26 protein-coding genes are annotated in these 26,963 nt (G+C 56.6%); 8 read left to right on the top strand and 18 right to left on the bottom strand.

What is annotated here, in order from left to right:
- The first annotated feature begins 120 nt into the window (after nucleotides 1–120).
- Nucleotides 121–990, top strand: coding sequence for an MDR efflux pump AcrAB transcriptional activator RobA (robA, locus tag BM373_RS13550; RefSeq protein WP_090462249.1), 870 nt, complete (start codon nucleotides 121–123; stop codon nucleotides 988–990).
- Here robA and gpmB read toward each other — a convergent pair.
- Nucleotides 987–1,634 (bottom strand): 2,3-diphosphoglycerate-dependent phosphoglycerate mutase GpmB, encoded by a 648-nt coding sequence (gpmB, locus tag BM373_RS13545; protein WP_090462248.1) that lies wholly within the window; start codon nucleotides 1,632–1,634, stop codon nucleotides 987–989. The two genes, robA and gpmB, sit on opposite strands and share 4 nt — an antisense overlap.
- A 52-nt stretch (nucleotides 1,635–1,686) precedes the next feature.
- On the opposite strand from gpmB, the gene yjjX reads away from it, so the two are divergent.
- Nucleotides 1,687–2,202: an inosine/xanthosine triphosphatase gene (yjjX, locus tag BM373_RS13540; protein ID WP_090462613.1), complete on the top strand. Its 516-nt coding sequence runs from the start codon at nucleotides 1,687–1,689 to the stop codon at nucleotides 2,200–2,202.
- Here the strand turns inward: yjjX and trpR are convergent.
- Nucleotides 2,193–2,522 (bottom strand): trp operon repressor, encoded by a 330-nt coding sequence (trpR, locus tag BM373_RS13535; protein WP_090462246.1) that lies wholly within the window; start codon nucleotides 2,520–2,522, stop codon nucleotides 2,193–2,195. The two genes, yjjX and trpR, sit on opposite strands and share 10 nt — an antisense overlap.
- A gap of 54 nt (nucleotides 2,523–2,576) precedes the next feature.
- A complete protein-coding gene (sltY, locus tag BM373_RS13530; protein ID WP_090462244.1) occupies nucleotides 2,577–4,514 on the bottom strand; it encodes a murein transglycosylase in 1,938 nt (645 codons plus the stop codon).
- Nucleotides 4,515–4,749: 235 nt separating this feature from the next.
- Here sltY and ettA point away from each other — a divergent pair, with 235 nt between their 5' ends.
- The gene (gene ettA, locus BM373_RS13525) at nucleotides 4,750–6,417 is read left to right on the top strand and encodes an energy-dependent translational throttle protein EttA (RefSeq protein ID WP_090462243.1); all 1,668 of its coding nucleotides are present in this window, start codon (nucleotides 4,750–4,752) and stop codon (nucleotides 6,415–6,417) included.
- Nucleotides 6,418–6,565: 148 nt separating this feature from the next.
- Here ettA and nadR read toward each other — a convergent pair whose 3' ends face one another.
- The 3 genes from nadR to serB all read right to left on the bottom strand — a co-directional run bounded on the left by nadR (nucleotide 6,566) and on the right by serB (nucleotide 10,244).
- Nucleotides 6,566–7,801 carry a multifunctional transcriptional regulator/nicotinamide-nucleotide adenylyltransferase/ribosylnicotinamide kinase NadR gene (gene nadR / locus BM373_RS13520; protein ID WP_090462241.1) on the bottom strand — a complete coding sequence of 412 codons (1,236 nt, stop codon included), beginning with the start codon at nucleotides 7,799–7,801 and terminating at the stop codon, nucleotides 6,566–6,568.
- A 78-nt stretch (nucleotides 7,802–7,879) separates the two neighbouring features.
- Entirely contained in the window at nucleotides 7,880–9,262 is a 1,383-nt protein-coding gene (gene radA / locus BM373_RS13515; RefSeq protein ID WP_090462239.1) for a DNA repair protein RadA, read from the bottom strand.
- A 10-nt stretch (nucleotides 9,263–9,272) separates the two neighbouring features.
- Entirely contained in the window at nucleotides 9,273–10,244 is a 972-nt protein-coding gene (gene serB / locus BM373_RS13510; protein ID WP_090462237.1) for a phosphoserine phosphatase, read from the bottom strand.
- A 103-nt stretch (nucleotides 10,245–10,347) separates the two neighbouring features.
- On the opposite strand from serB, the gene BM373_RS13500 reads away from it, so the two are divergent.
- Together BM373_RS13500 and lplA are read left to right on the top strand one after the other, a co-directional pair.
- Nucleotides 10,348–10,995, top strand: coding sequence for a YtjB family periplasmic protein (locus tag BM373_RS13500; protein ID WP_090462234.1), 648 nt, complete (start codon nucleotides 10,348–10,350; stop codon nucleotides 10,993–10,995).
- Between the two features lie 21 nt (nucleotides 10,996–11,016).
- Entirely contained in the window at nucleotides 11,017–12,033 is a 1,017-nt protein-coding gene (gene lplA, locus BM373_RS13495; protein WP_090462233.1) for a lipoate--protein ligase, read from the top strand.
- A gap of 219 nt (nucleotides 12,034–12,252) precedes the next feature.
- On the opposite strand, the gene deoD is transcribed toward lplA, so the two are convergent.
- From deoD to deoC, 4 genes are all read right to left on the bottom strand, one after another.
- Nucleotides 12,253–12,972: a purine-nucleoside phosphorylase gene (gene deoD, locus BM373_RS13490; protein WP_090462232.1), complete on the bottom strand. Its 720-nt coding sequence runs from the start codon at nucleotides 12,970–12,972 to the stop codon at nucleotides 12,253–12,255.
- Between the two features lie 72 nt (nucleotides 12,973–13,044).
- The gene (gene deoB, locus BM373_RS13485) at nucleotides 13,045–14,268 is read right to left on the bottom strand and encodes a phosphopentomutase (protein ID WP_090462230.1); all 1,224 of its coding nucleotides are present in this window, start codon (nucleotides 14,266–14,268) and stop codon (nucleotides 13,045–13,047) included.
- Nucleotides 14,269–14,357: 89 nt separating this feature from the next.
- Nucleotides 14,358–15,677 (bottom strand): thymidine phosphorylase, encoded by a 1,320-nt coding sequence (gene deoA / locus BM373_RS13480; RefSeq protein ID WP_090462228.1) that lies wholly within the window; start codon nucleotides 15,675–15,677, stop codon nucleotides 14,358–14,360.
- A 66-nt stretch (nucleotides 15,678–15,743) separates the two neighbouring features.
- A complete protein-coding gene (gene deoC, locus BM373_RS13475; protein WP_090462610.1) occupies nucleotides 15,744–16,523 on the bottom strand; it encodes a deoxyribose-phosphate aldolase in 780 nt (259 codons plus the stop codon).
- 271 nt (nucleotides 16,524–16,794) lie between these two features.
- Between deoC and BM373_RS13470 the strand changes: the two genes are divergently transcribed.
- Both BM373_RS13470 and BM373_RS13465 read left to right on the top strand, forming a co-directional pair.
- Complete coding sequence (locus BM373_RS13470; RefSeq protein ID WP_090462226.1) at nucleotides 16,795–18,345, top strand: YjjI family glycine radical enzyme; 1,551 nt, start codon at nucleotides 16,795–16,797, stop codon at nucleotides 18,343–18,345.
- A complete protein-coding gene (locus BM373_RS13465; protein ID WP_090462224.1) occupies nucleotides 18,317–19,180 on the top strand; it encodes a YjjW family glycine radical enzyme activase in 864 nt (287 codons plus the stop codon). The genes BM373_RS13470 and BM373_RS13465 overlap by 29 nt, the downstream gene beginning before the upstream one ends.
- On the opposite strand, the gene BM373_RS13460 is transcribed toward BM373_RS13465, so the two are convergent.
- The 8 genes from BM373_RS13460 to BM373_RS13425 all read right to left on the bottom strand — a co-directional run bounded on the left by BM373_RS13460 (nucleotide 19,155) and on the right by BM373_RS13425 (nucleotide 25,658).
- A complete protein-coding gene (locus BM373_RS13460; RefSeq protein ID WP_090462222.1) occupies nucleotides 19,155–19,949 on the bottom strand; it encodes a TatD family hydrolase in 795 nt (264 codons plus the stop codon). The two genes, BM373_RS13465 and BM373_RS13460, sit on opposite strands and share 26 nt — an antisense overlap.
- Entirely contained in the window at nucleotides 19,946–21,019 is a 1,074-nt protein-coding gene (locus tag BM373_RS13455; RefSeq protein ID WP_090462220.1) for a patatin-like phospholipase family protein, read from the bottom strand. Before BM373_RS13455 ends, BM373_RS13460 begins: the two co-directional genes overlap by 4 nt.
- 117 nt (nucleotides 21,020–21,136) lie before the next feature.
- Nucleotides 21,137–21,298: a DUF1328 domain-containing protein gene (locus BM373_RS13450; RefSeq protein WP_143102665.1), complete on the bottom strand. Its 162-nt coding sequence runs from the start codon at nucleotides 21,296–21,298 to the stop codon at nucleotides 21,137–21,139.
- A gap of 115 nt (nucleotides 21,299–21,413) precedes the next feature.
- On the bottom strand, nucleotides 21,414–22,037 hold the full coding sequence (osmY, locus tag BM373_RS13445; protein WP_090462217.1) for a molecular chaperone OsmY: 624 nt from the start codon (nucleotides 22,035–22,037) through the stop codon (nucleotides 21,414–21,416).
- A 418-nt stretch (nucleotides 22,038–22,455) separates the two neighbouring features.
- Nucleotides 22,456–24,045, bottom strand: coding sequence for a peptide chain release factor 3 (prfC, locus tag BM373_RS13440; RefSeq protein WP_090462215.1), 1,590 nt, complete (start codon nucleotides 24,043–24,045; stop codon nucleotides 22,456–22,458).
- A gap of 93 nt (nucleotides 24,046–24,138) precedes the next feature.
- Nucleotides 24,139–24,816 (bottom strand): pyrimidine 5'-nucleotidase, encoded by a 678-nt coding sequence (gene yjjG, locus BM373_RS13435; protein ID WP_090462213.1) that lies wholly within the window; start codon nucleotides 24,814–24,816, stop codon nucleotides 24,139–24,141.
- Nucleotides 24,817–24,835: 19 nt separating this feature from the next.
- A complete protein-coding gene (gene rimI / locus BM373_RS13430) occupies nucleotides 24,836–25,276 on the bottom strand; it encodes a ribosomal protein S18-alanine N-acetyltransferase (protein ID WP_090462211.1) in 441 nt (146 codons plus the stop codon).
- A complete protein-coding gene (locus BM373_RS13425; RefSeq protein ID WP_090462209.1) occupies nucleotides 25,245–25,658 on the bottom strand; it encodes a DNA polymerase III subunit psi in 414 nt (137 codons plus the stop codon). The genes rimI and BM373_RS13425 overlap by 32 nt, the downstream gene beginning before the upstream one ends.
- Nucleotides 25,659–25,761: 103 nt before the next feature.
- Here BM373_RS13425 and rsmC point away from each other — a divergent pair, with 103 nt between their 5' ends.
- Nucleotides 25,762–26,790 carry a 16S rRNA (guanine(1207)-N(2))-methyltransferase RsmC gene (gene rsmC, locus BM373_RS13420; protein WP_090462208.1) on the top strand — a complete coding sequence of 343 codons (1,029 nt, stop codon included), beginning with the start codon at nucleotides 25,762–25,764 and terminating at the stop codon, nucleotides 26,788–26,790.
- Nucleotides 26,791–26,963: the final 173 nt, after the last annotated feature.

Raw genomic sequence — 26,963 nt, 5'->3', positions numbered from 1 at the left:
CATAACTAATCATTCAAAGCACGGATGGACAAAAAAAACACTGAATGCTAAAACAACAAAAAGTGCTATCATCCGCTACCTTAGTATCAGGCACCCGCTGTTAAAGGATGAGGACATTATATGGATCAGGCTGGGATTATTCGCGATCTGCTTAGCTGGCTGGAAAGTCACCTGGATCAGCCATTATCACTGGATAATGTGGCGGCGAAGGCCGGGTATTCCAAGTGGCACTTGCAACGGATGTTTAAAGATGTGACCGGTCTGCCCATCGGGGCTTATATCCGCGCACGTCGGCTGTCCCGCTCGGCAGTGGCACTGCGTTTAACCGCGCGGCCCATTCTGGATATCGCCCTGCAATACCGTTTTGATTCTCAGCAAACCTTCACGCGTGCCTTCAAAAAGCAGTTTAAATTTACGCCTGCGCTGTATCGCCGTTCGCCTGACTGGAGCGTGTATGGCATTCGCCCGCCGCTGCAACTGGGTGAATTTGCTATGCCGCAATATCAGTTTGTCACCCTGCCGGAAACGGATCTCGTCGGTACCACGCAGAGTTATTCCTGCACGCTGGAAGAAATCTCTACCTTCCGCCATCAAATGCGCATTCAGTTCTGGCAGGAATTTTTGGGTAATGCGCCAAGCCTTCCGGCGACGCTTTACGGGCTGCATGAATCGCGCCCAAGCCCGAATAAAGATGATGAACAGGAAGTCTATTACACCACGGCCGTTACGCCCGATCTGGCCAATGGACATATGGAAAACGCCCATCCCGTCAAACTGGAAGGCGGTGAGTACGTGATGTTCGTTTATGAAGGGCCGGGTAATAAGCTGCAGGAGTTCATCCTGACGTTATATGGCACCTGTATGCCGATGCTGGATTTGACCCGCCGTCGGGGAGTGGATATCGAACGTTTCTTCCCGCGCGATGAAGCCAGGAATCAGGAACCGCCTATTCAACTGCGCTGCGAGTACCTGATTCCCATTCGCCGTTAACGCTGCAATTCATCCAGCGCCGGGGCATCCAGATGCGAGACGTCCCCGGCAGTTTCCACCACCCAGCCAGACGCCAGCCACGGGCTTTGCTGATAATCAATGCGTGAGATTGAGCAGTTACGCAGACGCAGACGGCGTTCCGCATACGCAGGCAGCCCAAGGATCGTACTGACCAGACACCCAAGCGCCATGCCGTGACTGACCACCAGTGGTCGGCTGCCTTCCGGCAGATCCAGACAGGTCGCCAGCGACGCGTGCATACGATCGCTTAACTCCTGCATCGACTCGCCATCCGGGATACGGCCATCCGCGGTGCCGTTCACCAGTTGACGCCGCCAGCCCTCTTCCTCTTCGGTCAGCGATTCAATATGGCGCTGTTCGAGCACACCCATGTCCAGTTCACGCAGACGCGAATCAAAGGTGATCTCGCAGCCGCAGGCTTGCGCGATGATTTCCGCCGTGCGACGCGTACGTCCCAGATCGCTGGCAATAATGTGCGTGATGCCGAGCATTTTAGCCCGCTCACCCACCTGCCATGCCTGCTGTTCCCCTTTTGCAGTCAGCGGACTGTCTGACTGCCCTTGAATACGACGCTCGGCGTTCCACTGCGTTTCACCGTGGCGAACAAGGTATACCTGTAACATGCTTTTTATCCGTTATACTGCGATGAAATTTTTTTCTGAGTTGATAATGATTATGCACCATGTTGTCTCAGCTACCACTAATCCCGCCAAAATTAAGGCTATTCTGCACGCATTTAACGAGATTTTCGGCGAAGGATCCTGCCATATTGAGTCTGTCGCCGTCGAGAGTGGCGTTCCTGAACAGCCTTTTGGCAGCACAGAAACGCGGGCTGGCGCACGTAATCGCGTCGAAAATGCGCGCCGTGAAAAACCGCAGGCCGATTTCTGGGTGGCGATTGAGGCGGGGATTGATGATGACAGCACCTTTAGCTGGGTGGTCATTGAAAGCCAGGATCAGCGCGGCGAAGCGCGTTCCGCTACCCTGCCGCTGCCGGCGGTGATTCTGGATAAAGTGCGGGCGGGTGAAGCCCTGGGGCCGGTGATGTCACACTACACCGGCATTGATGAGATAGGACGCAAAGAGGGTGCCATTGGCGTCTTCACCGCAGGTAAGCTGACGCGGGCAAGCGTCTATCACCAGGCGGTGATCCTCGCGTTAAGCCCGTTCCACAACGCGGTCTACCGCTGATCGCGGAGCAGCGCCTGTTCAAGCCATAAACGCAGTTCAGCGGGCGCGGCTTTCAGACTGTTAGAGCCACGGGTGATGGTCGCAATCCCGGTGCCCAGTTCGTTTTTCAACTCGCGCTGGCTCATCTCACCGCGCAACAGTTCTTCAATAATGCGTACCCGCGTGCCTAATGCTTCACGCTCGTCCGGCGTCAGCATCAGATTCAACAACGGCAAATGCAGATCCTGTTTATAGGATTGCTTAAGCAGTTCAACGAAGCGCAACCATTCCTGGTGGCGCTGTTCAGCGACAACGGCTGAATAAGGGGATTGTTGGGTCATGTTATACCGCCATACTCGCTAACGAGTACATCAGCATAACACAACCCACACCGATCAGTAACGGCGACCCCACTCCGTTGCGGTGAGCAGCGTCGGCTTACCGCCCATGAAATACTGATAATAGGCGTCGTAGGCCAGCACGTTTTTCACATACCCGCGCGTTTCAGAGAACGGAATGCTTTCGACAAACGCCACCGCGTCAATGCGCCCGCCGCTGTTACCGAGCCAGGTGCGCACGCGACCCGGCCCGGCGTTATAGGCCGCTGAAGCGAAGATGCGGTTATTGCCAAACTGCTGATAGACGTATTGCAGATAGCTGGTGCCAATGTTGATGTTCGTTTCTGGATCCAGAAGCTGCGCCGGGTTGGTATAGCCAGGAATAGAGAACATTTTCACCGTGTGCGTCGCGGTGCCGGGCATGATCTGCATCAGGCCGCTTGCGCCCACTGGCGAGCGAACTTTCGGGTTCCACGCGCTCTCCTGACGCGAAATGGCCATCGCGTAGCTCTGTGAAATATCCTTGCCGCTGGTGTAGCGATCAAACAGATCTTTATAGGCCAGCGGGAAGCGCTCTTCGAGATGATCCCAGAGCTTCCCGGCGATCGTCGCCTGCACGCTCAGATCCCACCACTGCCGCTCAAAGGCGTAACGCGCCAGTTGTGCCTGCTCGCCCGCCGTGCGACTGGTGATCAGATTCGCCCATTCGCTGCGGGCGGTGTTATCCAGCCCCCAGTACATCAGCTCGCGCACGCGCGCCATTTCTGGCCCCTGCACCAGTGCCGGACTGACGGTGCCGGACGCCTTATCGACCTTCAGCGGATAATCTTCACCAAGCCGCTGCGCCGCCACCATCGGATAGAAACCGCGCTGTTGCATCAGCGAGCGCAAAATCGGTTTGGCTTCGTCCTCACGCCCACGCTCCAGCAGTAAATCAGCCTGCCAGTAGCGCCACTCATCTTTCTCTTTGGCGTCCATCGGCAGGCGGGCAAGCCAGGTATTCAGCCCACGGCGATCGCCTGCCCCCAGCGCGATGCGCACGCGGCGCTCGACCAGCGACGTGGACTGGCTGCGCATAATCGCATCGTCACGCCAGCGGGCCTGCTCGTCGGTGATGTCGTTACCCATCAGCCGCCAGGCGATAATATCGCGCAGCGCCTGGGTCTGATCTTCATTAAGCTGCTGCGCCTGCACCAGCGACGGCAACATCAGGCGGGCGTTTTCCACATCCTGACGCGCGACGCTGGTAAAGGCTTCCTCCGCCATCTGACGGGTAAAATCGGTCGCGCCAGTGGTGCGGGCAAAATCCAGGACGCTGTTGGGATCGTTCGCCAGCGTCACAATGGCCGTGGAGATGGTCTGATACTCCACAGGCATCTGACTGGCCAGCACCCTGACCAGCGAGGTATTCCCGGCTTTCATTGCCAGGCGAATACGCTCAAGGTAAGCCAGCGGATCCTGCGTCCCGGAGGCGCGCCACGCACCGAACAGGGTGTCGCAGGCATTAGGCTGGCTTTTCCCGGTCAGCCACAGTTCTTTCGCGCCTTCCCAGGCTTCGGTCGCCTGGCCGGTGTTCCACTTCGCGGTGTAGTAGTTACATTGCGCCTCGGTGCTGCCCGGTTTTTGCGGGCTGAAGGCCAGCAAACCGCGCCAGTCCTCGCGTCGTGCCAGTTCATTCACGAAACGGGATTGCAGAGATCGGGCAGGCGGCAACGTCGGGTTGGCGGCGATAAATTGCGAGACTTTGACGCTGGTTTGGTTCATCAGATCGCTGGTGATCTGGCGGTATTCCAGATAGGGATAGAGCGGATAATCCTGCAACGTGGGCATCAGTTGCGCCACCACATCCATTTGTTTGTTGTCCCACGCCTGCTTAATTTGTGCATAACGGTCGCGCTGTTCTTCCAGCGAATCGGCTCGCGCCATATGACTGATAGACAGCAAACAACAGCTTACCGCCAGCCACCGCCAGGCGGCGTGTTTAGCTTTCTGCACAGGCTATTTCCTCTTATAAATAAATCGCTTCGCCGCATCATGCGTTCAGTTACTTTATGCTAACCAGGCAGGCCAGAATGCGCCACGCTCTGAACACTTTTTTACCATTCAGGCGCAATTTAACACTCGCGCGTGGGTCGACTGGGATTGGGCGGCGAAAACGGCTACACTCCGCAGTTAACACCTATCCCCTGAGCGGGATATTCACATCACGATAAAAGAGGCGAAGTCCAACGTGGCTCAATTCGTTTATACCATGCATCGTGTCGGCAAAGTGGTTCCGCCGAAACGTCATATTCTGAAAAACATCTCTCTGAGCTTCTTCCCTGGCGCAAAAATCGGCGTACTGGGCCTGAACGGTGCCGGTAAATCCACGCTGCTGCGCATCATGGCCGGTATTGATACCGATATCGAAGGGGAAGCGCGCCCGCAGCCGGGTCTTAAAGTGGGTTACCTGCCGCAGGAACCGAAGCTGAACCCGGAACACACCGTGCGTGAGTCCGTGGAAGAAGCGGTGGCTGAAGTGGTCAGCGCGCTGAAAGGTCTGGACGAAGTGTATGCGAAGTACGCTGAACCGGACGCAGACTTCGATAAACTCGCCGCGCAACAGGGCAAGTTTGAAGAGATCATCCAGGCGCACGACGGTCATAACCTGAACGTGCAACTGGAGCGCGCCGCCGATGCGCTGCGTCTGCCGGACTGGGACGCCAAAATCGAAAAACTTTCCGGTGGTGAACGCCGCCGCGTCGCGCTGTGCCGTCTGCTGCTGGAAAAGCCAGACATGCTGCTGCTCGACGAACCGACTAACCACCTGGACGCCGAATCCGTCGCCTGGCTGGAACGCTTCCTGCACGACTTCGAAGGCACCGTGGTGGCGATCACCCACGACCGTTACTTCCTTGATAATGTAGCGGGCTGGATCCTGGAGCTTGACCGCGGTGAAGGTATTCCATGGGAAGGCAACTACTCCTCCTGGCTTGAGCAGAAAGATCAGCGTCTGGCGCAGGAAGCCTCTCAGGAAGCGGCTCGCCGTAAATCCATTGAGAAAGAGCTGGAGTGGGTACGTCAGGGTGCGAAAGGCCGTCAGTCTAAGGGCAAGGCGCGTCTGGCCCGCTTTGAAGAGCTGAACAACACCGAATACCAGAAACGTAACGAAACCAACGAACTGTTTATTCCACCTGGACCGCGTCTGGGCGATAAAGTCGTTGAGGTCACCAATCTGCGTAAATCCTACGGCGACCGCGTTCTGATCGACGATCTCAGCTTCTCCGTACCGAAAGGCGCGATTGTCGGCATCATCGGTCCGAACGGCGCGGGTAAATCGACCCTGTTCCGCATGATGTCCGGCCAGGAACAGCCTGACAGCGGCAACATTGAGCTGGGTGAAACCGTGAAACTGGCCTCCGTTGACCAGTTCCGTGACGCAATGGATAACAGCAAAACCGTGTGGGAAGAAGTCTCCGGCGGGCTGGATATCATGAAAATCGGCAACACCGAAATGCCAAGCCGCGCCTACGTGGGCCGCTTTAACTTCAAAGGTGTGGATCAGGGTAAACGCGTGGGCGAACTGTCCGGTGGTGAGCGTGGCCGTCTGCATTTAGCCAAACTGCTCCAGGTGGGCGGCAACATGCTGCTGCTCGATGAACCGACCAACGACCTGGACATCGAAACCCTGCGCGCGCTGGAAAACGCCCTGCTGGAATTCCCGGGCTGCGCGATGGTGATCTCGCACGACCGCTGGTTCCTTGACCGTATCGCGACCCACATTCTGGATTACCAGGATGAAGGGAAAGTGGAGTTCTTTGAAGGTAACTTTACCGAGTACGAAGAGTACAAGAAACGCACGCTGGGCGCAGACGCGCTGGAGCCGAAGCGTATTAAGTACAAGCGTATTTCTAAGTAAGGTTAACGGGCTTCCCCTCACCCTGGCCCTCTCCCCATGGGAGAGGGGACAGATCGAGTGCGGATTCCCCCTCACTCTCTATCTCTCAGCGGGTGCGGGCTGGCCTTTCCCCCTCTCCCTCAGGGAGAGGGCCGGGGTGAGGGTGTTCTTACTCCCCCCGCTCCCCCATCAACTCCTTCACCAGCTCCACGCAGCGCAAAAACCGCGAATCATAATCCGCGTCCTTCACATGCGCATACGCTATCTTGTTCTCATGCAACATCGACTCCAGCAGCGTCTGGAACTCTTTTCTGTCTACCGAACTGCCCAGGCTGCGCAGCCCGTCGGCCACCCAGGGGGTGTTATTCTCCAGCAAAATCACCAGGTCGAAGCGGTATTCGTCGATCAGCGCCTGCACGAACGGGTGCTCACGCCCTTCATACTTTTTGCAGAACGCCTGCGTAGTGACAAAATCAGTATCAATAAACGCCACTTTATTAGCGTATTTCACCGCAAAATCAATGTACTGTGCCTGACCGAGCGCGATTTTATCGTAGTCGGAATATTGCAGCGCCATCTCGTCGCCGCCGAGATGCGAGAAGACATAATCACGCCCGTATTCCCACGCGCTGGTGGTGTTGAAGATGTTAGCGAGCTTGTTTACCAGCATCGACTTGCCGCTTGATTCACCGCCCAAAATCGCCACGGTACGCACAAAAAACGGCTTCACTTCGGTAGGAATGTAATCCCAGTAGCGGAACGGATTGGCGCGGATCTGGCCGCCGCTGATGTTCATAAAAGTACGTTTGGGATCGATAAGCACCGTTTCGATTTCCAGATGCGCCAGATACTGTTCGGCATCGGCCTCTTCGGAGGTGTAGATCCTGTCCGGGTGTATACCCTTCTCTTCCATAAAGGCTTTGATGCCGTTGCTCCAGACATCCCAGCCGTGCGGATACGGCTCCATCCCCTCTTCATTAAAAGCATGAATACGGATATTTTTCTGATACTTAAAAGTCTGAAGCAGCCAGCGCAAGCGGTCGCTGATGGTTGGCTGTTGCGACATCGCGCTATTTTCAAACAGCTCGCGATCGCGAGTATCGTCATATCCCATAATGATGTGCAGCTCGTCCACCTGGCTACAGGCGCGCTGGATCAGATAGATATGTCCGGTGTGCAGAGGGTAAAACTTGCCAAAAACCACGCCGACGGTTTTGTGCCGACGGGGGAACTCCAGTTCAAGAAAGCGATGCAATGCTTCAAGTTTTTGCGCGCTGGGACTTTTGATTTTGGCGTTAAGCAACTGGCTGAGATAGCCCTTGGTCATACCGCTGGCGTCCGCCACCTGCTGCAAGGTGCAGCCCTTCTGTTTGATGGCCGTTTTTAGATAGTCAAATGATGACACAAGAGCCTCCTGCTAAGTGGATCTGCCCGGCGCTTGCCGGGCCTGGAGAACAGCCGTCAGAAAGACGACAAGATGTGATTATAAGTCGTCAAAAACGGTTAGCGCATCCGAAAGCTTTTTCACACCAAAGACCTGCATACCTTCCGGCGGTTTTTTCGGCACGTTGGCCGCGGGCACAATCGCGCGTTTAAAGCCGTGTTTTGCCGCCTCGGAGATCCGCTCCTGGCCGCTCGGCACCGGACGAATTTCCCCCGCCAGCCCCACTTCGCCAAACACCACTAGATCACTCGGCAATGGACGGTCGCGCAGGCTGGAAACCATCGCCAGCAGCAGCGCCAGATCCGCGCTGGTTTCGGTGACTTTCACGCCGCCGACCACGTTGACGAACACATCCTGATCCGACATTTGCAGACCGCCGTGACGGTGCAGTACCGCCAGCAGGATCGCCAGACGGTTCTGCTCAAGCCCCACGGCCACGCGGCGGGGGTTGCCCATCATCGACTGATCGACCAGCGCCTGGATTTCAACGAGCAGCGGGCGCGTCCCTTCCCAGACCACCATCACCGAACTGCCGGAGGTGACTTCATCGCCACGGCTTAAGAAGATTGCCGACGGGTTGCTCACTTCACGCAAGCCCTGCTCGGTCATAGCAAACACGCCCAGTTCATTGACCGCACCGAAGCGGTTTTTATGGCTGCGCAGGGTACGAAAACGGGAATCGGCATCGCCGTCGAGCAGTACCGAACAGTCGATACAGTGCTCCAGCACTTTTGGCCCGGCGAGCGAGCCATCTTTGGTGACATGGCCGACCATCACAATCGCCACGCCGCGCGTTTTGGCATAGCGCGTCAGATAGGCCGCACTTTCACGCACCTGCGCCACGCTGCCCGGCGAGGACTGGATATCCGCCATGTGCATGACCTGGATCGAGTCAATCACCATCAGCTTCGGCTGCTCTTCATCGGCAATCATACAAATCTGCTCGATGCTGGTTTCCGACAGCATGTTCAGGTTCGCCGTCGGCAGGCCGAGACGGTGCGCGCGCATCGCCACCTGTTGCAGCGACTCTTCGCCGGTCACGTACAGGGTTTTCATCTGCTCGGCCAGCTTGCACAGGGTTTGCAGCAGCAGCGTTGATTTCCCAGCACCCGGGTTGCCGCCAATCAGGATCGCACTGCCTGGCACCACGCCGCCGCCGAGCACACGGTCAAACTCTTTAAAGCTGGTGGAAAAACGTGGCAGCGCTTCAAGGCTGATCTCCGAAAGTTTCTGCACTTTCGACACGCCGGCATTACCCGCGTAACCGCTCAGGCGCTCGTTGCGCGCTACCGTCGGCGATGCCGCCACGCGCACTTCGGTGATGGTATTCCAGGCGTGGCAGGCGCTGCACTGCCCCTGCCAGCGCGGATAATCCGCCCCACATTCATTACAGACGAATGCCCGTTTCGGCGCTTTTGCCACGTTTACCTCGTTATTTCTGATTCAAACTGCCCGACAGGATGCAGAACACGCCCATCAGGTCAGCGTGACGAATAGTCACTTCTGTTTTTTCATTCACTTTTGGTTTGGCGTGATACGCCACGCCCAGCCCCGCCACTTTAATCATAGGCAGATCGTTGGCTCCGTCGCCAATGGCTACGGTCTGCGCGGCGGGGATTTCGTATTTAGCGGCCAGACGGGTCAGGGTGTTGGCTTTATATTGCGCATCGACGATATCGCCGAGCACCTGCCCGGTCAGTTTACCGTCCATGATCTCCAGTTCGTTGGCGACCACGGCGCTCAGGTGCAGCTTCTCGCGCAGGTAATCGGCGAAGAAAGTAAAGCCACCGGAGGCGATAGCCACCTTCCAGCCCAGCGACTGGAGTTTCAGGACCAGTTGCGTCAGGCCCGGCATCAGCGGCAGCACGTCGCGCACCTGGCGCAAAATGTTGGCATCGGCCCCTTTCAGGGTTGCCACGCGGTGACGCAGGCTGTCGGCAAAATCGATCTCGCCGCGCATCGCACGCTCGGTCACTTCCGCAACCATTTCACCCGTTCCGGCCAGTTTCGCCAGTTCGTCGATACATTCGATTTGAATGGCGGTGGAATCCATGTCCATCACCAGCAGGCCCGGCGTTTTAAGATGCGGGATCTTACCGAGCGGCGCGACGTCCAGCCCCGCGTCGTGCGCCAGACGCGTCGCGCGCGGCGTCAGCGATCCGGCAAGGCGAATAACCTGATAATCGTCCACGCACCAGGACGCCACAATCACCATCGCCGCGCCCAGTTTGCGTTGATACGCCGTCAGACGGGCTTTGTTCAGGCTGCGACCATACAGAAGCCAGCCACTGCGACCAGCGTGATAATCCAGCGGCATAACCTCATCGCCACTTAACGAGAGCGGCAACCCTGGCCACTGAGAAACATCTTCAGGCAGGTCGCACCAGGTCAGACTGTTAGGCATTAAAGCTCCTGTAAACACATTCGCGGGTGAAAATAACGCATGAGGCTACCCTGTATCCATCGCTTCTGGCAACATGAAGCGTTAAATTTTCAGCAGGTACTCTATGGCTCGCGCAAAACTGAAATTCCGGCTGCATCGCGCCGTGATTGTCTTGATCTGTCTCGCCCTTCTCGTCGCCCTGATGCAGGGTGCGTCCTGGTTCAGTCAGAGCCACCAGCGCGCGCGTAATCCGCAGCTTGAGGAGCTCGCCCGCACGCTTGCCCGTCAGGTTACGCTCAATCTCGCCCCGCACATGCGTACGGAAACCCCGGATGAAAAGAGCATCAGCGCGGTGCTGCGCCAGTTGACCGACGAGAGCCGCATTCTTGACGCGGGCGTGTACGATGAACAGGGCGATTTGGTGGTGCGCGCCGGCGAGAGCGTTGAGGTGCGCGACCGCCTGGCGCTGGATGGTAAAAAAGCGGGCGGCTACTTTAATCAGCAAATCGTCGAACCTATTCAGGGCAAAAATGGCCCGCTCGGGTATCTGCGTCTGACGCTGGATACCCACACGCTGGCTACCGAAGCCCGCCAGGTCGATAACACCACCAATATTTTACGCCTGATGCTGCTGCTCTCGCTGGCGATTGGCGTCGTGCTCACCCGCACCTTATTGCAGGGCAAGCGCACCCGCTGGCAACAATCTCCCTTCCTGTTAACGGCCAGCAAGCCGGTGCCGGAAGAGGAAGAGGCGGAAAAAAAAGAACCGTGATCCCCGGAAAGGAAATCTGTCATGTCCACACTGCGTTTATTAATTTCTGACTCATACGATCCCTGGTTTAACCTGGCGGTCGAAGAGTGCATTTTTCGCCAGATGCCCGCCACTCAGCGGGTGCTGTTTCTGTGGCGCAACGCCGATACCGTGGTCATTGGCCGCGCGCAAAACCCGTGGAAAGAGTGCAATACCCGGCGCATGGAAGAAGATAACGTGCGGCTGGCCCGGCGCAGCAGCGGCGGCGGTGCGGTGTTTCACGATCTCGGCAACACCTGCTTTACCTTTATGGCGGGCAAGCCGGAGTACGATAAAACCATTTCCACCGCCATTGTGCTCAATGCGCTGACCGCGCTGGGTGCGACGGCGGAAGCGTCCGGGCGTAACGATCTGGTGGTAAAAACCGCCGACGGCGACCGCAAAGTATCCGGTTCCGCCTACCGGGAAACGCCGGATCGTGGCTTCCACCACGGCACGCTGCTGTTAAACGCCGATCTCAGCCGCCTGGCAAACTACCTGAATCCGGACAAGAAAAAGCTCCAGGCAAAAGGGATTACTTCCGTGCGGGGCCGGGTGGCAAACCTGGTCGATCTGCTGCCCGGCATCAGCCACGAGAAGATTTGCGAGGCGGTGACGCAGGCGTTTTTCGATTACTACGGCGAATCGGTGGACGCGGAAGTGATCTCCCCGGACAAGACGCCGGATCTGCCCAACTTCGCCGAAACCTTCGCCCGTCAGAGCAGCTGGGAGTGGAACTTTGGTCAGGCACCCGCCTTTAGCCATTTGCTGGATGAGCGCTTTACCTGGGGCGGCGTCGAACTGCACTTTGACGTTGAAAAGGGTCATATCACCCGTACTCAGGTGTTTACGGATAGCCTGAATCCCGCGCCGTTAGAAGCGCTGGCCGCACGTTTGCAGGGGTGTCTGTATCGGTCGGACCGGCTGGCACAGGCGTGTGACGCGCTGATTGCGGAGTTCCCGGAGCAGGAAAAAGAGTTGCGGGAGTTGTCGGCGTGGATTGCGGGGGCAGTGCGGTAGTTTCCCCTCACCCTAACCCTCTCCCACAGGGAGAGGGGACAGATCGAGCACGGACTGCCTTTCTCCCCTCACCCTAGCCCTCTCCCGCAGGAAAAGGGAACAGATCGAGTGTGGGCTGCCCTTCCCCTCACCCTCTCCCGCGGGGAGAGGGGACAGATTGAGCTCGGACTGCCCTTCCCCCTCTCCCCTGGGGAGAGGGCCGGGGTGAGGGGGTAAGCGTTACTCTTTATCGCCCAGCAGGACTGATTCCAGCGCAATCTTGATCATATCGTTGAACGTCGTCTGGCGCTCAGCAGCAGTGGTCTGCTCGTGGGTGCGGATATGGTCAGACACGGTGCAGATGGTCAGTGCTTTCGCACCAAATTCCGCCGCCACGCCGTAAATCCCTGCCGCTTCCATTTCCACGCCCAGAATGCCGTATTTTTCCATCACGTCGAACATGGTCGGGTCCGGCGTATAGAACAGATCGGCAGAGAAAATGTTGCCGACGCGGGCTTCAACGCCCAGCGCTTTTGCCGCGTCAACCGCATTGCGCACCATGTCAAAATCCGCAATCGCCGCAAAATCATGATCTTTAAAACGCAGACGGTTCACTTTGGAATCGGTGCAGGCACCCATGCCGATCACAACGTCACGCAGTTTAACATCGGCACGCACCGCGCCGCAGGAACCCACGCGGATGATTTTCTTCACGCCGAAATCGGTGATCAGCTCTTTGGTATAGATGGAGCAGGACGGGATACCCATGCCGTGACCCATTACCGACACTTTACGGCCTTTGTAGGTGCCGGTGTAACCCAGCATGCCGCGCACATTGTTCACTTCACGCACGTCTTCAAAGAAAGTTTCCGCAATGTGTTTAGCGCGCAGCGGATCGCCTGGCATCAGTACAACGTCTGCGAAATCGCCCATTTCTGCATTAATGTGTGGGGTAGCCATCGTTCTATCCTTTTAAAATACGAAATTACAAAACCGTAGGCCCGGCAGACAATGCGCCGCCGGGCAAGACGTTTAGAGCATGGATTTACCGTATTCCATGTCGGACGTGCCGAAGTACTTCGCCAGCGTCTGACCGATATCCGCGAAGGTATCACGGTGACCGAGCGAGCCAGGCTTCACTTTCGGGCCGTAAATCAGCACCGGAATGTGCTCACGGGTGTGATCGGTGCCTTTCCAGGTCGGATCGCAGCCGTGGTCGGCGGTGAAGATAATGATGTCATCTTCTTTCACCAGTTCCAGCAGCTCCGGCAAACGACGGTCGAACAGCTCAAGGCCGCCCGCATAGCCTGCCACATCGCGACGGTGACCCCATGAGGAGTCGAAATCCACGAAGTTGGTAAAGACGATGGTGTTGTCGCCCGCTTCTTTCATCTCTTTGACGGTGGCGTCAAACAGCGCATCCAGACCGGTCGCTTTCACTTTTTTCGTGATACCGACGTGAGCATAGATATCCGCGATTTTACCCACGGAAACTACCTGGCCATTTTTCTCTTCAGCCAGTTTTTTCAGGATGGTCGGCGCTGGCGGTTCAACGGCCAGATCGTGACGGTTACCGGTACGCTGGAAGTTACCCGGTTTGTCACCGACAAACGGACGGGCAATCACGCGACCAATGTTGTAGCCACCTTCGGTCAGCTCTTCGCGGGCGATTTCGCACAGCTCATACAGCTTGTCCAGACCGTAGGTTTCTTCGTGGCAGGCAATCTGGAACACCGAGTCTGCGGAGGTATAGAAAATCGGCTTGCCGGTTTTCATATGCTCTTCGCCGAGTTCGTCCAGAATCACCGTCCCGGAGGAGTGGCAGTTGCCGAGATAACCCGGCAGGTTTGCGCGCTCAACCAGTTTGTCGAGCAGCTCCTGCGGGAAGCTGTTTTCATGGTCGCTGAAGTAGCCCCAGTCAAACAGAACCGGCACGCCAGCGATTTCCCAGTGGCCCGACGGGGTATCTTTCCCGGAGGAGAGTTCATGTGCCCAGGCGTAAGCGCCAATCACTTCGGCGTTACCATCAAGACCCGCGGCAATTTTACCGGTAGAGCCTTCATGCGCCTTCGCCAGACCCAGACGGGTGAGGTTAGGCAGATTGAGCGGGCCTTTACGACCATGGTCAGCTTCACCTTTCGCACAGGCTTCTGCGATGTGGCCGAGGGTGTCTGAACCTGCGTCGCCGAAGCGCTCCGCATCTTCAGTCGCACCGATGCCGAAGGAGTCCAGCACCATAATAAATGCACGTTTCATATATTTCTCCGTACCTTGCGCGCTGTAAAAAAGCGATCAGATCAGTATACCCGAACTCTCCCTGTAACGGGAAGAAGGCCGGGCGGTTATTAGGTGATCCTGCGGTAAACCACAGGGGTTTGCTCAGGCGCTGCGTCATCCACGCGGATAGCCGCTTTCACGGCGCGCGCGGCGTCCTGCCAGCTTGCTTCGTCTTTAGCATGGATAACCGCCAGCGGACGCTGACCGTCAACGCTGTCGCCCAGACGGGCCATATCGGTGAAGCCAACGCTGTAATCAATGGTATCGGACGCCTGACGACGACCGCCGCCCATGGAAACCACCGCCATACCCAGCGCGCGCGTGTCCATTTCAGCCACGAAGCCTTCGGTTTCCGCATACACCGCTTTGCTGAGCATCGCGGTCGGCAGGTATTTAGCGTAGTTTTCAACGAAATCGGTCGGGCCTTTTTGTGCCGCGACCATGCGACCGAAGATTTCCGCCGCTTTGCCGTTATCCAGCACCGCCTGCAATTTAGCGCGGGCTTCGGCGTCATCTTTCGCCAGGTTACCGGAAATGAGCATCTCGACGCACAGCGCGGTGGTCACTTCCAGCAGACGCGGATTGCGGTACTCGCCGGTCAGGAACTGCACCGCTTCGCGCACCTCTACCGCGTTACCGGCGCTGGAGGCCAGCACCTGATTCATGTCCGTTAACAGCGCGGTGGTGCGTACTCCTGCGCCGTTCGCCACGCCGACAATCGCCTGCGCCAGTTCAGCAGACAATTCATAGGTAGGCATAAATGCGCCGCTGCCGACCTTCACGTCCATCACCAGCGCATCCAGTCCTTCGGCCAGTTTTTTGGCGAGGATAGAAGCGGTGATCAGCGGAATAGAATCGACGGTGGCGGTAATGTCGCGGGTGGCGTAAAAACGTTTATCCGCCGGGGCCAGCGAGCTGGTCTGGCCGATGATCGCCACGCCCACGTCTTTAATGATCGCGCGAAAACGTGCATCGTCCGGGAAGATGTCAAAGCCCGGAATGGCTTCGAGCTTATCGAGCGTACCGCCGGTGTGACCCAGGCCGCGCCCGGAAATCATCGGGATATAGCCACCGCAGGCCGCGACCATCGGGCCGAGCATCAGCGATGTGACATCACCCACGCCGCCGGTGGAGTGTTTATCCACAATCGGGCCGTTGAGATTGAGGCTTTTCCAGTCCAGAACGCTGCCGGAATCGCGCATCGCCATCGTCAGCGAAACACGTTCTTCGATTGCCATGTCATGAAAGAAAATGGTCATCGCCAGTGCCGCGATCTGGCCTTCAGAAACGGTGTTATCGCGGATGCCGTTGATGAAAAAACGGATCTCTTCATCACTCAGCGCGTGACCATCACGTTTTTTACGAATAATTTCTTGAGCGAGAAACAAGGGAACCCCCAGGGGAAAAGAGTGGAAGGCTGTTGCCCGGCAGCGCAAGGCTGACCGGGCAAAAACTTAGTAGCTGCTTGCGCTTTTACCGTCGCCGTGACCCAGCGCTTTCAGCAGACTTGCCAGCAGGCTGGAGGCACCAAAACGGTAATGACGGGAATCAGCCCAGCTCGCGCCAAACAGTTCATCAGCAATCGCCAGGAACTGCGCAGCATCTTCCGCCGAACGCACACCGCCCGCTGGCTTAAAGCCCACGGTTTCAGAAACGCCCATATCACGGATCACTTCCAGCATGATGCGCGCGCTTTCCGGCGTGGCGTTAACCGGCACTTTACCGGTAGAGGTTTTGATGAAATCAGCACCGGCTTTGATGGAGATCTCAGATGCCTTGCGAATCAGCGCTTCTTCTTTCAGCTCACCGGTTTCGATGATCACTTTTAGCAGCACGTTCGCCGCGGCACAGGCTTCTTTACAGGCTTTTACCAGATCGAAACCGATCTGCTCGTTGCCTGCGATCAGCGCACGGTACGGGAACACCACGTCAACTTCGTCAGCGCCGTAGGCGATGGCCGCGCGGGTTTCTGCCAGCGCAATGTCGATATCGTCATTACCGTGCGGGAAGTTGGTCACAGTGGCGATGCGAATATCCGGAGTGCCCTGCTCGTTCAGCGTCTTGCGCGCAATCGGAATAAAACGCGGGTAGATGCAGACAGCGGCGGTATTGCCAACCGGGGTCTTCGCCTGGTGGCACAGCGCGATCACTTTCGCGTCGGTGTCATCATCGTTAAGGGTGGTCAGATCCATCAGTTTTAATGCGCGCAGGCTGCTTGCGTTTAAATCAGTCATAACTTTCTCCAGTGAGCTGAAGACGGCATTTGCCGGTTCAAATTTTACCCGGCGGGTCTGTGAGTATTCTAACATTCACCCGCCACGACACTTCGACATTCATCACAGTTAATGAAAACGACGTTCATATTTGCATAACTGCTTTGCGATCTTGATCAAACTTTTAATACTACCAGGGCGCGCTATTCCGCCAGGTATGGGGCGGGATCAAAAGTCCGGGCAGACAAATTTCCTACACTGCCGATCCACTCAAGGAACCTGAGGAAATCGTATGTCTGCGTCCGTGACCCCATCTTTGCTGCAACGTTGCCAGCAAATTGTGACAAGCCCTGTACTCTCATCCGAACAAAAGCGACATTTTCTGGCGCTGGAGGCGGAGAACGCTCTGCCTTACCCTGCCTTGCCTGAAGATGCCCGCCAGGCGCTGGATGACGGCGCGATCTGCGATATGTTCGAGGGGCACGCGCCATACAAACCCCGCTACGTTCTGCCGGACTATGCGAAATTTCTCACCAACGGTTCGGCATGGCTTGAGCTGGAAGGGGCGAAAGACTTTGATGATGCGCTCTCGATGCTCACCATTCTTTATCACCACGTACCGTCAGTGACCTCGATGCCGGTGTTCCTCGGTCATCTCGACGCCCTGCTGCAACCCTATGTTAAAATTCTAACACAAGACGAAATCGATATTCGAATAAAACGTTTCTGGCGCTACCTTGATCGCACCCTGCCTGACGCGTTCATGCACGCCAATATTGGCCCGCACGATACGCCGGTGACCCGCGCCATTTTACGTGCTGACGCAGAGTTAAAGCAGGTTGCGCCGAATCTGACCTTTATTTATGACCCGGAAATCACGCCGGACGATCTGCTGTTAAACGTGGCAAAAAATATTTGTGAATGCAGCAAGCCGCATATTTCTAACGGCCCGGTGAATGATAAAATTTTCACAAAAGGCGGTTATGGAGTGGTGAGTTGTTACAACTCGCTCCCGCTGGCGGGCGGCGGCAGTACGCTGGTGCGGTTGAATCTGAAGGCTATCGCCGAACGCAGTACTTCCGTTGACGACTTCTTTACCCGCACGCTACCGCATTACTGCCAGCAGCAGATCGCCATCATCGACGCGCGATGTGACTTTTTATATGAACAATCCCGCTTCTTTGAGAATAGCTTCCTGGTGAAAGAAGGGCTGATCGATCCGCAGCGTTTTGTGCCGATGTTTGGCCTGTACGGTCTTGCTGAAGCGGTGAATACGCTGTGCGAAAAGGCGAGCATTGCCGGGCGCTACGGGAAAGATGACGCAGCAAATCAGCTTGGCTACCGCATCAGCGCGCAACTGGCTGAATTTGTTGCGAACACGCCGGTAAAACATGGCTGGCAGCAGCGGGCGATGCTGCACGCGCAGTCCGGCATCAGCTCCGATTCCGGCACCACGCCGGGCGCGCGTCTGCCTTACGGCGATGAACCGGACCCCATCACCCATCTGCAAACCGTTGCCCCTCACCATGCCTGGTACCATGCCGGGATCAGCGACATTTTAACCCTTGATGAAACCATCAGACGCAATCCGCAGGCGGTGGTTCAGCTCTGCCTCGGTGCGTTTAATGCCGGGATGCGCGAGTTTACCGCCAACGTCGCGGGCAACGATCTGGTGCGCGTAACCGGGTATATGGTGCGCCTGTCGGATCTGGAAAAATTCAGGACGGAAGGCTCGCGTATCAACACCACCTGGCTCGGTGAAGAGGCGGCGCGCAATACGCGCATTCTGGAACGACAACCGCGCGTGGTCAGTCATGAACAGCAGATGCGCTTTAGTCAGTAACCTCATCCCCTTCTCCTGCGTGGACGGGCCGGGCAGTCGCCTGGCTCTGTTTTTACAGGGCTGCAATTTGCGCTGTAAAAACTGTCACAACCCGTGGACGATGGGGCGCTGCAATCACTGCGGTGAATGTGTCCCCGGCTGCCCGCATCAGGCGCTGTCCTGTGTGGATGGCCGGGTGACGTGGGATCATTCTGCCTGCCAGCAGTGCGATACCTGCTTACAGATGTGCCCGAAGCGCGCGACGCCGATGGCGCAGACGATGAGCGTAAACGACGTGCTATTGAAGCTAAAAAGCGTGGCGGGTTTTATCGAAGGTATCACCGTCAGCGGCGGGGAAGCGACGCTGCAACTGCCTTTTTTGCTCACGCTGTTTTCGGCGATCAAAGCCGATCCCGCGCTTACCCGTCTCACCTGCCTCGTGGACAGCAACGGCCTGCTCCCGGAAACCGGCTGGCAAAAATTACGCCCGGTGCTGGACGGCGCGATGATCGACCTGAAAGCCTGGGACAGCGAATGCCATTTTGCCCTGACCGGGCGCGACAACGCCCAGGTAAAACAGAGCATTCGCTGGCTGGCGGCGCAGGGCAAACTGGCCGAATTGCGCCTGCTGGTTATCCCGGATCGCACGGACTATTTGCAGCACATTGATGCGCTGGGTGAATTTATCGGTTCGCTGGGTGACGTCCCGGTGAGGCTCAACGCCTTTCACGCTCACGGTGTCTACGGCGAGGCCCGGCAGTGGCGCAGTGCGACGGCGGCGGATGTAGAGCCGCTGGCCGCCGCTTTGCAATCACGGGGGGTGAAAAGCGTTACGCTGCCTGCGCTGTATCTGTAAAAAACAGGCGGCGGGTGTTATCGAGGATAGTGGCGGCGATCACGTCCGGCGCTTCAGGACGCAACTCACACAGGGTGTCGAACACCTTCGCCACCCGCTCAGGGCGGTTAGGCTGGCCCTGAAAACCGTTCAGCGGCATATCCGGTGCGTCGGTTTCCAGTAGCAGCGACGAGAGGGGCAGTTGCGCGATGACATCGCGGGTTTTGCTCGCGCGCGGGTAGGTAATGGTGCCGCCCACGCCGAGACAGTAGCCCAGATCGATAAAGCGCTGCGCCTGTTGCAGGCTGCCAGCGAAACCGTGTACCACGCCGGTTTTTGGCAGATTGTGGCGCTTCAGGTGCATCGCCAGTTTATCGTGGGTGCGCCGCGAGTGGAGGATCACCGGCAGATCGTAGCGCTTCGCCAGCTTAAGCTGTGCATCCAGGATCTGCTCCTGACGATCAAACTGCGGATCGTTACGGTAGAGATCAAGCCCGATCTCACCCATCGCCAGCAACTTTTTCGGCCGCGTTTTTAGCACCTCTTCCAGTTTTTCCAGGCAGGCGTCTGTGTGATTTTCAATGACTATCGGGTGTAATCCCAGCGCGGCATAGAGCGCATCATGCTCATCGGCAAGGGCGGTGACGCGGGCAAAGTTTGCCGCTTCGGTCGCCGGAACGATAATCCCGGTCACTCCCGCCTCGGCAGCCCGGGCGAGGCTGTTCGCCTCATCGCCCGTAAACGGCGGGAAATCAAAATGGCAGTGAGTATCGATAAAGCGAAACGTCACGCGGTATCCTCATCATTAAACAGAGTGTCGTTCGCCTGCGGTGCATCCACCAGCGGTGTGGCAACGGCATCGTTGGCGACCACCACCGGCGGCACAACCACGGTCGCAGGCGTGACGATCCGCGGGGCGTGGCGCAACAGCGGCGGCTCATCCACCAGCAGTTTACCGACCGTGGCGAGGAAATAACGTCCGCACAGGCGGCCCAATTTATAGTCATCGCGCAGCGCGGGTAAACGGCTGCCGAGCGCCATACTTTTTAGCAGCTTTGGCGGGTAAATTTCAAAGATCCGCAGTTTGCCCGGCGGTTTTTCGATGAATTTCTGGATCGCGTGATAGCTGTTTTCATGATGATGCACCAGATTCACAAAAGGTTGCAGGCTGCTGTCGCCCAGCCAGCGCTCCATGCGCTTAAACCACTGCGGGGTGTAATACATCTGCGACGGCACGGTGCGGATCACCACGATCGTCTGCGCGCCGCGTTTTGCCGCTTCCTGCACCGGGATCGCATCGCTGATTCCGCCGTCGAGATAGTTAATGCCCTCAAGCATGACGCCGGGGCGGTAGAAGCCGGGGATCGCGCTGGACGCGCGGATCAGATCAAGCCAGGTGGCGCTGGTCGGTGAAAAGTAACCGGGCGTGTAGTCATCGCCGCGACAGGCGCACATATAAAAGGACTTCCCGCTGTCGAACAGGCGCGAGGCCGTGTCCATTGCCAGCGGCATCTGGCTGGCGGTGGAGTCAATCAGCCAGTCCAGATCGATAAGATTCCCGCCGCGCACAAAACGCACCGGGTTAAAGAATTCACGCTTCGTGGTGTAGCGCATAATCACTTTACGCGCGTAGCCGGGCTGGTTGCAGAGATAAGCCGAAAGGTTTTGCGCCCCCGCAGAGGTGCCAAAAAAGAGATCGAACGGGTTAAATTGCGCGCGCATGAATTCGTCCAGAACCCCGGCTGTAAAGATGCCTCTCTGCCCGCCGCCTTCGCACACTAAAGCGAGTCGACCCGGACGAAACGGACTTAACGCAAGCGGTGTAATATTACCGAGCGTTACGGGAATTCGCTGCCCCACTCTGCTTTCCTTTAAGATGGTTATCTTTGACAAAGTAACGCATTTTCCCGGCGGCTAAAACCGTGAAAGCCAGTCACGAGGACTGGCTTTGCAATGGTTTAGCTTATTTAGCGCACGCTATGGACGCCGACGGCCCATGAACAGGCTGACCAGGAAGATAATGATCCCGACGACAAAGACGATTTTCGCCGCGCCTGCTGCCGTACCTGCCAGGCCACCAAAACCCAGAGCGGCGGCGATTAACGCAATAACCAGAAATATAATGCCCCAACGAAACATAAGACTCTCCTTTACCATAGTTAACGTCGACCGCTGTTATGAGCGCTCAGGCTGCTCACTGCGATTTTTTATCGGTCTGCTGCTTTATAAGCCCGGCACTCACCGGGCCCTTTCCTTACTTCGCTTTGAGATCGTTTTTCACGCTCTTAACACCATCGACCGCTTTGGCGATACTTTCCGCACGCTCGACTTGTGCCTGGGAATCCACCGTACCGGAGAGCTGAACCACACCATCGGTGGTTTCGACTTTCACTTTACGTGACGGGACGATGTCATCGGCTAACAGTTTGGCTTTGATTTCGCTGGTGGTCGCGGTGTCACCCGCATAGCCTTCAACAGACTGGGATTTGTCGCCGCCGTCGCGGATATGCAGCTTATCGCTGACTGATGCGACACCTTCAACCTGTTTGGTGACTTTCACCGCTTCTTCAGCCTGAGCCTGGCTTTCTACAAACCCGCTTAATGTCACAACGGCTTTGTCGGTTTTCACCGAGATATCCGTGCTCTTAATACTTTCATGATCGACCAGTGCCGCTTTAACTTTGGCGGTAATGGCGCTGTCATCCATGAAGTCACCGACTTTATTCATAGAGCTATCGATTTTGTCCCCTGCGCGGTCAGCGGTGGATTGCGTTTTATCGACCGTGTTGGTTTCCGCAAGAACGGAACCGCTAGCCAGTGCCGAACCCAGCATCACTGCCATCAGAGTTTTAGAAATCTTCAGTCTTGTCATAGTCATCGATTTAGTCCTGTTCAGTTTGCCCGCAATTTGGGCCTCAAGCCGCCATGTGGCCGCTCTACTGCTGTGGTGAAGATCACCCAATTCAGAAATCAATGGCATCGGTCACAATAAAAGTAGCTTACTGGTCGCGTTCCTGCACATTGCTCTGTTCCAGTTTTTAATATTGCAGTTAATCCGCAGTGCAGACTGAAAGGCTATAATTCACGTATTGAACAGGCCGTTCATCTACACATCAGGTAACCACTTTGTTAAATATAGCTAACAATCATAAAAGCGCTTGCGCAATTGGGTAAAAAATGAGCAACAAGAGGGAAAAGCGGGGTATTTAAGAACATTCCGCAAGGGGTTAAAAAGACAGGGAAAGTAAGAGGACGCGGCGGCTGCCGCGGCCTCTAAAGCAGATGAGTAAAGCAGATTAGTGTTCGCGTGTTTTACGGAACTGAACGTCAGGGTAACGTTCCTGCGTGAGATTCAGGTTAACCATGGTCGGCGCGATGTACGTCAGGTTATCGCCACCATCCAGCGCCAGCTGAATTTCGTTCTTACGTTTAAACTCTTCGAATTTCTTCACATCGTTGCTTTCCACCCAGCGGGCGGTCGCAACGTTGACCGATTCGTAGATCGCTTCGACGTTGTACTCGCTCTTCAGACGCGCAACTACAACGTCGAACTGCAGCACACCAACCGCACCCACGATCAGATCGTTGTTGGAGATCGGACGGAACACCTGCACCGCGCCCTCTTCCGAAAGCTGAACCAGGCCTTTGAGCAGCTGCTTTTGCTTGAGCGGATCGCGCAGGCGAATACGACGGAACAGTTCCGGGGCGAAGTTCGGAATACCGGTGAACTTCATCATTTCGCCCTGGGTAAAGGTGTCGCCGATCTGGATGGTACCGTGGTTATGCAGACCGAGGATGTCGCCAGGGAAAGCCTCTTCTACATGCGAACGGTCGCCCGCCATAAAGGTCAACGCGTCGGAAATCACTACATCTTTTCCGGTGCGCACCTGGCGCAGCTTCATGCCTTTCTCATATTTACCGGACACCACACGCATGAATGCCACGCGGTCGCGGTGTTTCGGATCCATGTTGGCCTGAATTTTAAACACGAAGCCGGTAAATTTCTCTTCCTGAGCTTCTACCGTGCGGGTATCGGTATTGCGCGGCATCGGCGCGGGTGCCCAGTCAACTAAACCATCGAGCATGTGGTCTACGCCGAAGTTACCCAGTGCGGTACCGAAGAAGACCGGGGTGATTTCGCCCGCGAGGAACAGTTCCTGGTCGAATTCATTGGATGCGCCCTGCACCAGCTCCAGTTCATCGCGCAACTGCTGGGCCAGCTCTTCGCCAACCGCGCTGTCGAGTTCCGGGTTGTTCAGACCTTTAACGATGCGCAATTCCTGAATGGTGTGGCCTTTACCGGTCTGATAGAGATAGGTTTCATCTTTATAGAGGTGATACACGCCTTTAAACAGCTTGCCGCAGCCAATCGGCCAGGTGATAGGCGCACAACCGATTTTCAGCTCGTTTTCGACTTCATCGAGCAACTCCATCGGGTCGCGGATATCGCGGTCGAGTTTGTTCATAAAGGTGAGGATCGGCGTATCGCGCAGACGGGTCACTTCCATCAGCTTGCGGGTACGATCTTCAACGCCTTTCGCGGCGTCAATCACCATCAGGCAGCAGTCCACCGCCGTCAGCGTGCGGTAAGTATCTTCGGAGAAGTCTTCGTGGCCTGGGGTGTCGAGCAGGTTCACCAGGCAGTCGTGATACGGGAACTGCATCACGGAGGTGGTAATGGAGATACCTCGCTGCTTTTCCATTTCCATCCAGTCGGATTTGGCGTGCTGGTTAGAGCCACGGCCTTTTACCGTACCGGCGGTCTGGATCGCCTGTCCGAACAGCAGCACCTTTTCGGTGATGGTGGTTTTACCGGCATCGGGGTGCGAGATGATAGCGAACGTGCGGCGCTTAGCCACCTCTTGTAAATAAGGAGACAACGTCATAATGGCTTTCTTCTGTATTAATGCGCGGCCTGACGCCACGCAGCATGGAATTCAAAATTGCGGCTATTGTACTCAAGTGCTTTTGACTGACAATCAATGTTTACACAGGAGTTGCTCCAGTTCGCGAAGGGAGGTAACGGTGTACGTCGGTTCAATACCTTCCGGCAGTTCTTGGTGATGCGCGTTCAGCCAGCAGGTCGACAGCCCGGCGTTCATGCCGCCCAGAATGTCAGAGGCGGCGGTATCGCCCACCATCAGTACGCGGCTGCGATCCGGATTTCCCGCCTGCTCCAGCGCATAATCAAAAATACGCGGATGCGGTTTTGCCACGCCAACCTGCTCCGAAATAATTAAAGCATCAAAATAGTCGCGCAGCCCGGTGCGTTCAAGGCGGATCTCCTGCAGGGCCGTAAAGCCGTTGGTGATAATACCCAGTTTGGCGTGGCCTTTCAGCGACTTCAGCAGCGACACCGCGCCCGGCAGCGGCGTGCAGATCTCCGCCATGGCATTAAGAAACGCGTTATTCAGATCGCCTGCGGGCACGTTAAGCCGCGCCGCCCAGCCCTCAAAACGCTGGTGCTGAAGCTGTAATGCGGTGATGGCACCGTTCTGGTAATCCACCCATAAAGGCTTATTAACCGACTGATAGTGCTGAAAATCTTCGGCGGTGAATTTGACGCTGTAATCGAGAAACATCCGCTGTAAGCCGCCAAACGAATCGAATGTGAACAGCGTTTCGTCGGCATCAAAGAAAATCCAGTCCCAGTTCATGGCATAACCTTTATTCTGTTTAAATCGGTAGCGCCATAATGATGGCGTCTTCGCGTCCGTCGGCGGTCGGATAATAGTTGCGCCGCACGGTGGCTTCGTTGAAGCCGAGGCTTTCATACAGCGCGATGGCCGCTGAATTTGATGCCCGCACTTCCAGCCAGAGGGTCAGCACGTCGCGCTTTTCCAGCTCGCCGATCAGGTGTTCAAGCAGCGCCCGGCCCAGCCCCTGACGCTGGAACGCCGGGTCGACGGCGATGTTAAACAGCGTCGCTTCATCAAGCACGACCTGCGTAATCGCAAAGGCGGCCAGCGTCTCGCCGGACATGACGCGCAAATTAAGGTAACGATCGCCCTGATTGCTGGCGAAGGTTTTTTCACTCCACGGAAAGGCATGGGCGCGTTGTTCAATCTGGAATGCAGCCGCTAAATCAGTCGTGGTGAGGGAAGAAATCGTGTTCATGTTCGCAGATTTGTTGCCATAGTGCGGCGCAGGCCGCCGGGTTTGCCCGTAACTTATCAAATGCTGGCGACGACACGCGTGCGCCTTCCAGCAGCAAAGGGGCTTCTGTGCCCAGTAGCCAGCTGTTGCAACGACTCCCCTGTGGGAGCATCGCGACCCGCTCGGGCGTGAGTTGCAGCACCTGATCGGGGGTGACCGTTAGCGCGCGCAGGACATCGCTGATAAGCGGTTCTGTCAGTGCAGGTAGCGCGTCTGACACCATCACCAGACGAATGTGGGCCGGTAGCGAAATCGCAATCTCGCCCTGCAACGCCTGGGGCCTGCGCAAAGACCACTGGGTCAGGCCCAGTTGCTGTAATTGCCAGTCGCGTCGGGATGTCATAGCGAATCACTCCTGTTTGTCAGGCGCGCAAATATAGCAAATTCGTCGTATCTGCGCCAACAAACTACTATAATCGCCGCCTGAGTTTAATGAGGAGTGTTTAATGTCTGCGTTTACCCCGGCAAGTGAAGTCTTGCTGCGCCACAGTGATGATTTCGAAGAGAGCCGTATTCTGTTTGCCGGAGATATGCAGGATGACCTGCCTGCTCGCCTGGAAACCTTAGCGAGCCGTGCGCACACCCAGCAGTTCCACCACTGGCAGACGCTGAGCCGCCAGATGGACGAGCGCGCGCGCTTTAGCCTGGTCGCCGACGCCACCGATGTGGGCGACAGCGATACCTTTATTTACTACTGGCCGAAGAACAAGCCGGAAGCCCAGTTCCAGCTGATGAACATTCTGTCCCTGCTGCCGGTCGGTACTGATATTTTTGTGGTCGGCGAAAACCGCAGCGGTGTGCGTAGCGCCGAACAGATGCTGGAAGAGTATGCCCCGCTGACCAAAATCGACAGCGCCCGCCGCTGTGGTCTGTACCACGGTCGCCTCGAAAAACAGCCGTCGTTTGATGCGGAAAAATACTGGGATGCCTATGCGCTGGGCGATCTGACCATCAAAACCTTGCCGGGCGTGTTCAGCCGTGACGGGCTGGATGTGGGCAGTAATCTGCTGCTTTCCACCCTGACACCGCACACCAAAGGCAAAGTGCTTGATGTTGGCTGCGGCGCGGGCGTGCTGTCCACGGTACTGGCGAGCCACTCGCCAAAAGTGCGCCTGACGCTGTGCGACGTGAGCGCATCGGCCATCGAAGCCAGCCGTGCAACGCTTGCCGCTAACGGTCTGGAAGGTGACGTTTTCGCCAGCAATGTCTTCTCGGAGGTGACCGGTCGCTTTGACATGATCATCTCTAACCCGCCTTTCCATGATGGTCTGCAAACCAGTCTGGAAGCGGCACAAACGCTGATCCGCGGTGCGGTACGTCATCTGGGTACCGGCGGCGAATTGCGCATTGTTGCGAACGCCTTCCTGCCCTATCCGCAGGTGCTGGACGAGACCTTTGGCTTCCACGAAGTGCTGGCCCAAAACGGCCGTTTTAAAGTTTACCGCACGGTGTTAACCCGCCAGGCTAAACGCTAATCGTCGAAGTGCCGCTTTTTACTACAAATTAGGACGCGGCACATAATTAACTATTGACGAACAGTATAAAACATCTAGAATGCGCCTCCGTGGTTACGATACTTTAAAAGTATCGATGGTCTGCGAAGGTGGCGGAATTGGTAGACGCGCTAGCTTCAGGTGTTAGTGTCCTT

Source organism: Enterobacter sp. kpr-6, assembly GCF_900116015.1.
Classification (GTDB): domain Bacteria; phylum Pseudomonadota; class Gammaproteobacteria; order Enterobacterales; family Enterobacteriaceae; genus Enterobacter_D.
The sequence above is the reverse complement of the archived record's forward strand: the minus strand, read 5'-3'. Positions and strand labels throughout refer to the sequence as shown.

Excerpts from the sequence above, each read along its gene's own strand:
- robA (WP_090462249.1), top strand. The coding sequence starts at position 121 with ATGGATCAGGCTGGGATTATTCGCGATCTGCTTAGCTGGCTGGAAAGT.
- gpmB (WP_090462248.1), bottom strand. The coding sequence starts at position 1,634 with ATGTTACAGGTATACCTTGTTCGCCACGGTGAAACGCAGTGGAACGCC.
- yjjX (WP_090462613.1), top strand. The coding sequence starts at position 1,687 with ATGCACCATGTTGTCTCAGCTACCACTAATCCCGCCAAAATTAAGGCT.
- trpR (WP_090462246.1), bottom strand. The coding sequence starts at position 2,522 with ATGACCCAACAATCCCCTTATTCAGCCGTTGTCGCTGAACAGCGCCAC.
- serB (WP_090462237.1), bottom strand. The coding sequence starts at position 10,244 with ATGCCTAACAGTCTGACCTGGTGCGACCTGCCTGAAGATGTTTCTCAG.
- BM373_RS13500 (WP_090462234.1), top strand. The coding sequence starts at position 10,348 with ATGGCTCGCGCAAAACTGAAATTCCGGCTGCATCGCGCCGTGATTGTC.
- lplA (WP_090462233.1), top strand. The coding sequence starts at position 11,017 with ATGTCCACACTGCGTTTATTAATTTCTGACTCATACGATCCCTGGTTT.
- deoD (WP_090462232.1), bottom strand. The coding sequence starts at position 12,972 with ATGGCTACCCCACACATTAATGCAGAAATGGGCGATTTCGCAGACGTT.
- deoB (WP_090462230.1), bottom strand. The coding sequence starts at position 14,268 with ATGAAACGTGCATTTATTATGGTGCTGGACTCCTTCGGCATCGGTGCG.
- deoC (WP_090462610.1), bottom strand. The coding sequence starts at position 16,523 with ATGACTGATTTAAACGCAAGCAGCCTGCGCGCATTAAAACTGATGGAT.
- BM373_RS13470 (WP_090462226.1), top strand. The coding sequence starts at position 16,795 with ATGTCTGCGTCCGTGACCCCATCTTTGCTGCAACGTTGCCAGCAAATT.
- BM373_RS13465 (WP_090462224.1), top strand. The coding sequence starts at position 18,317 with ATGAACAGCAGATGCGCTTTAGTCAGTAACCTCATCCCCTTCTCCTGC.
- BM373_RS13450 (WP_143102665.1), bottom strand. The coding sequence starts at position 21,298 with ATGTTTCGTTGGGGCATTATATTTCTGGTTATTGCGTTAATCGCCGCC.
- osmY (WP_090462217.1), bottom strand. The coding sequence starts at position 22,037 with ATGACTATGACAAGACTGAAGATTTCTAAAACTCTGATGGCAGTGATG.
- prfC (WP_090462215.1), bottom strand. The coding sequence starts at position 24,045 with ATGACGTTGTCTCCTTATTTACAAGAGGTGGCTAAGCGCCGCACGTTC.
- yjjG (WP_090462213.1), bottom strand. The coding sequence starts at position 24,816 with ATGAACTGGGACTGGATTTTCTTTGATGCCGACGAAACGCTGTTCACA.
- rimI (WP_090462211.1), bottom strand. The coding sequence starts at position 25,276 with ATGAACACGATTTCTTCCCTCACCACGACTGATTTAGCGGCTGCATTC.
- BM373_RS13425 (WP_090462209.1), bottom strand. The coding sequence starts at position 25,658 with ATGACATCCCGACGCGACTGGCAATTACAGCAACTGGGCCTGACCCAG.
- rsmC (WP_090462208.1), top strand. The coding sequence starts at position 25,762 with ATGTCTGCGTTTACCCCGGCAAGTGAAGTCTTGCTGCGCCACAGTGAT.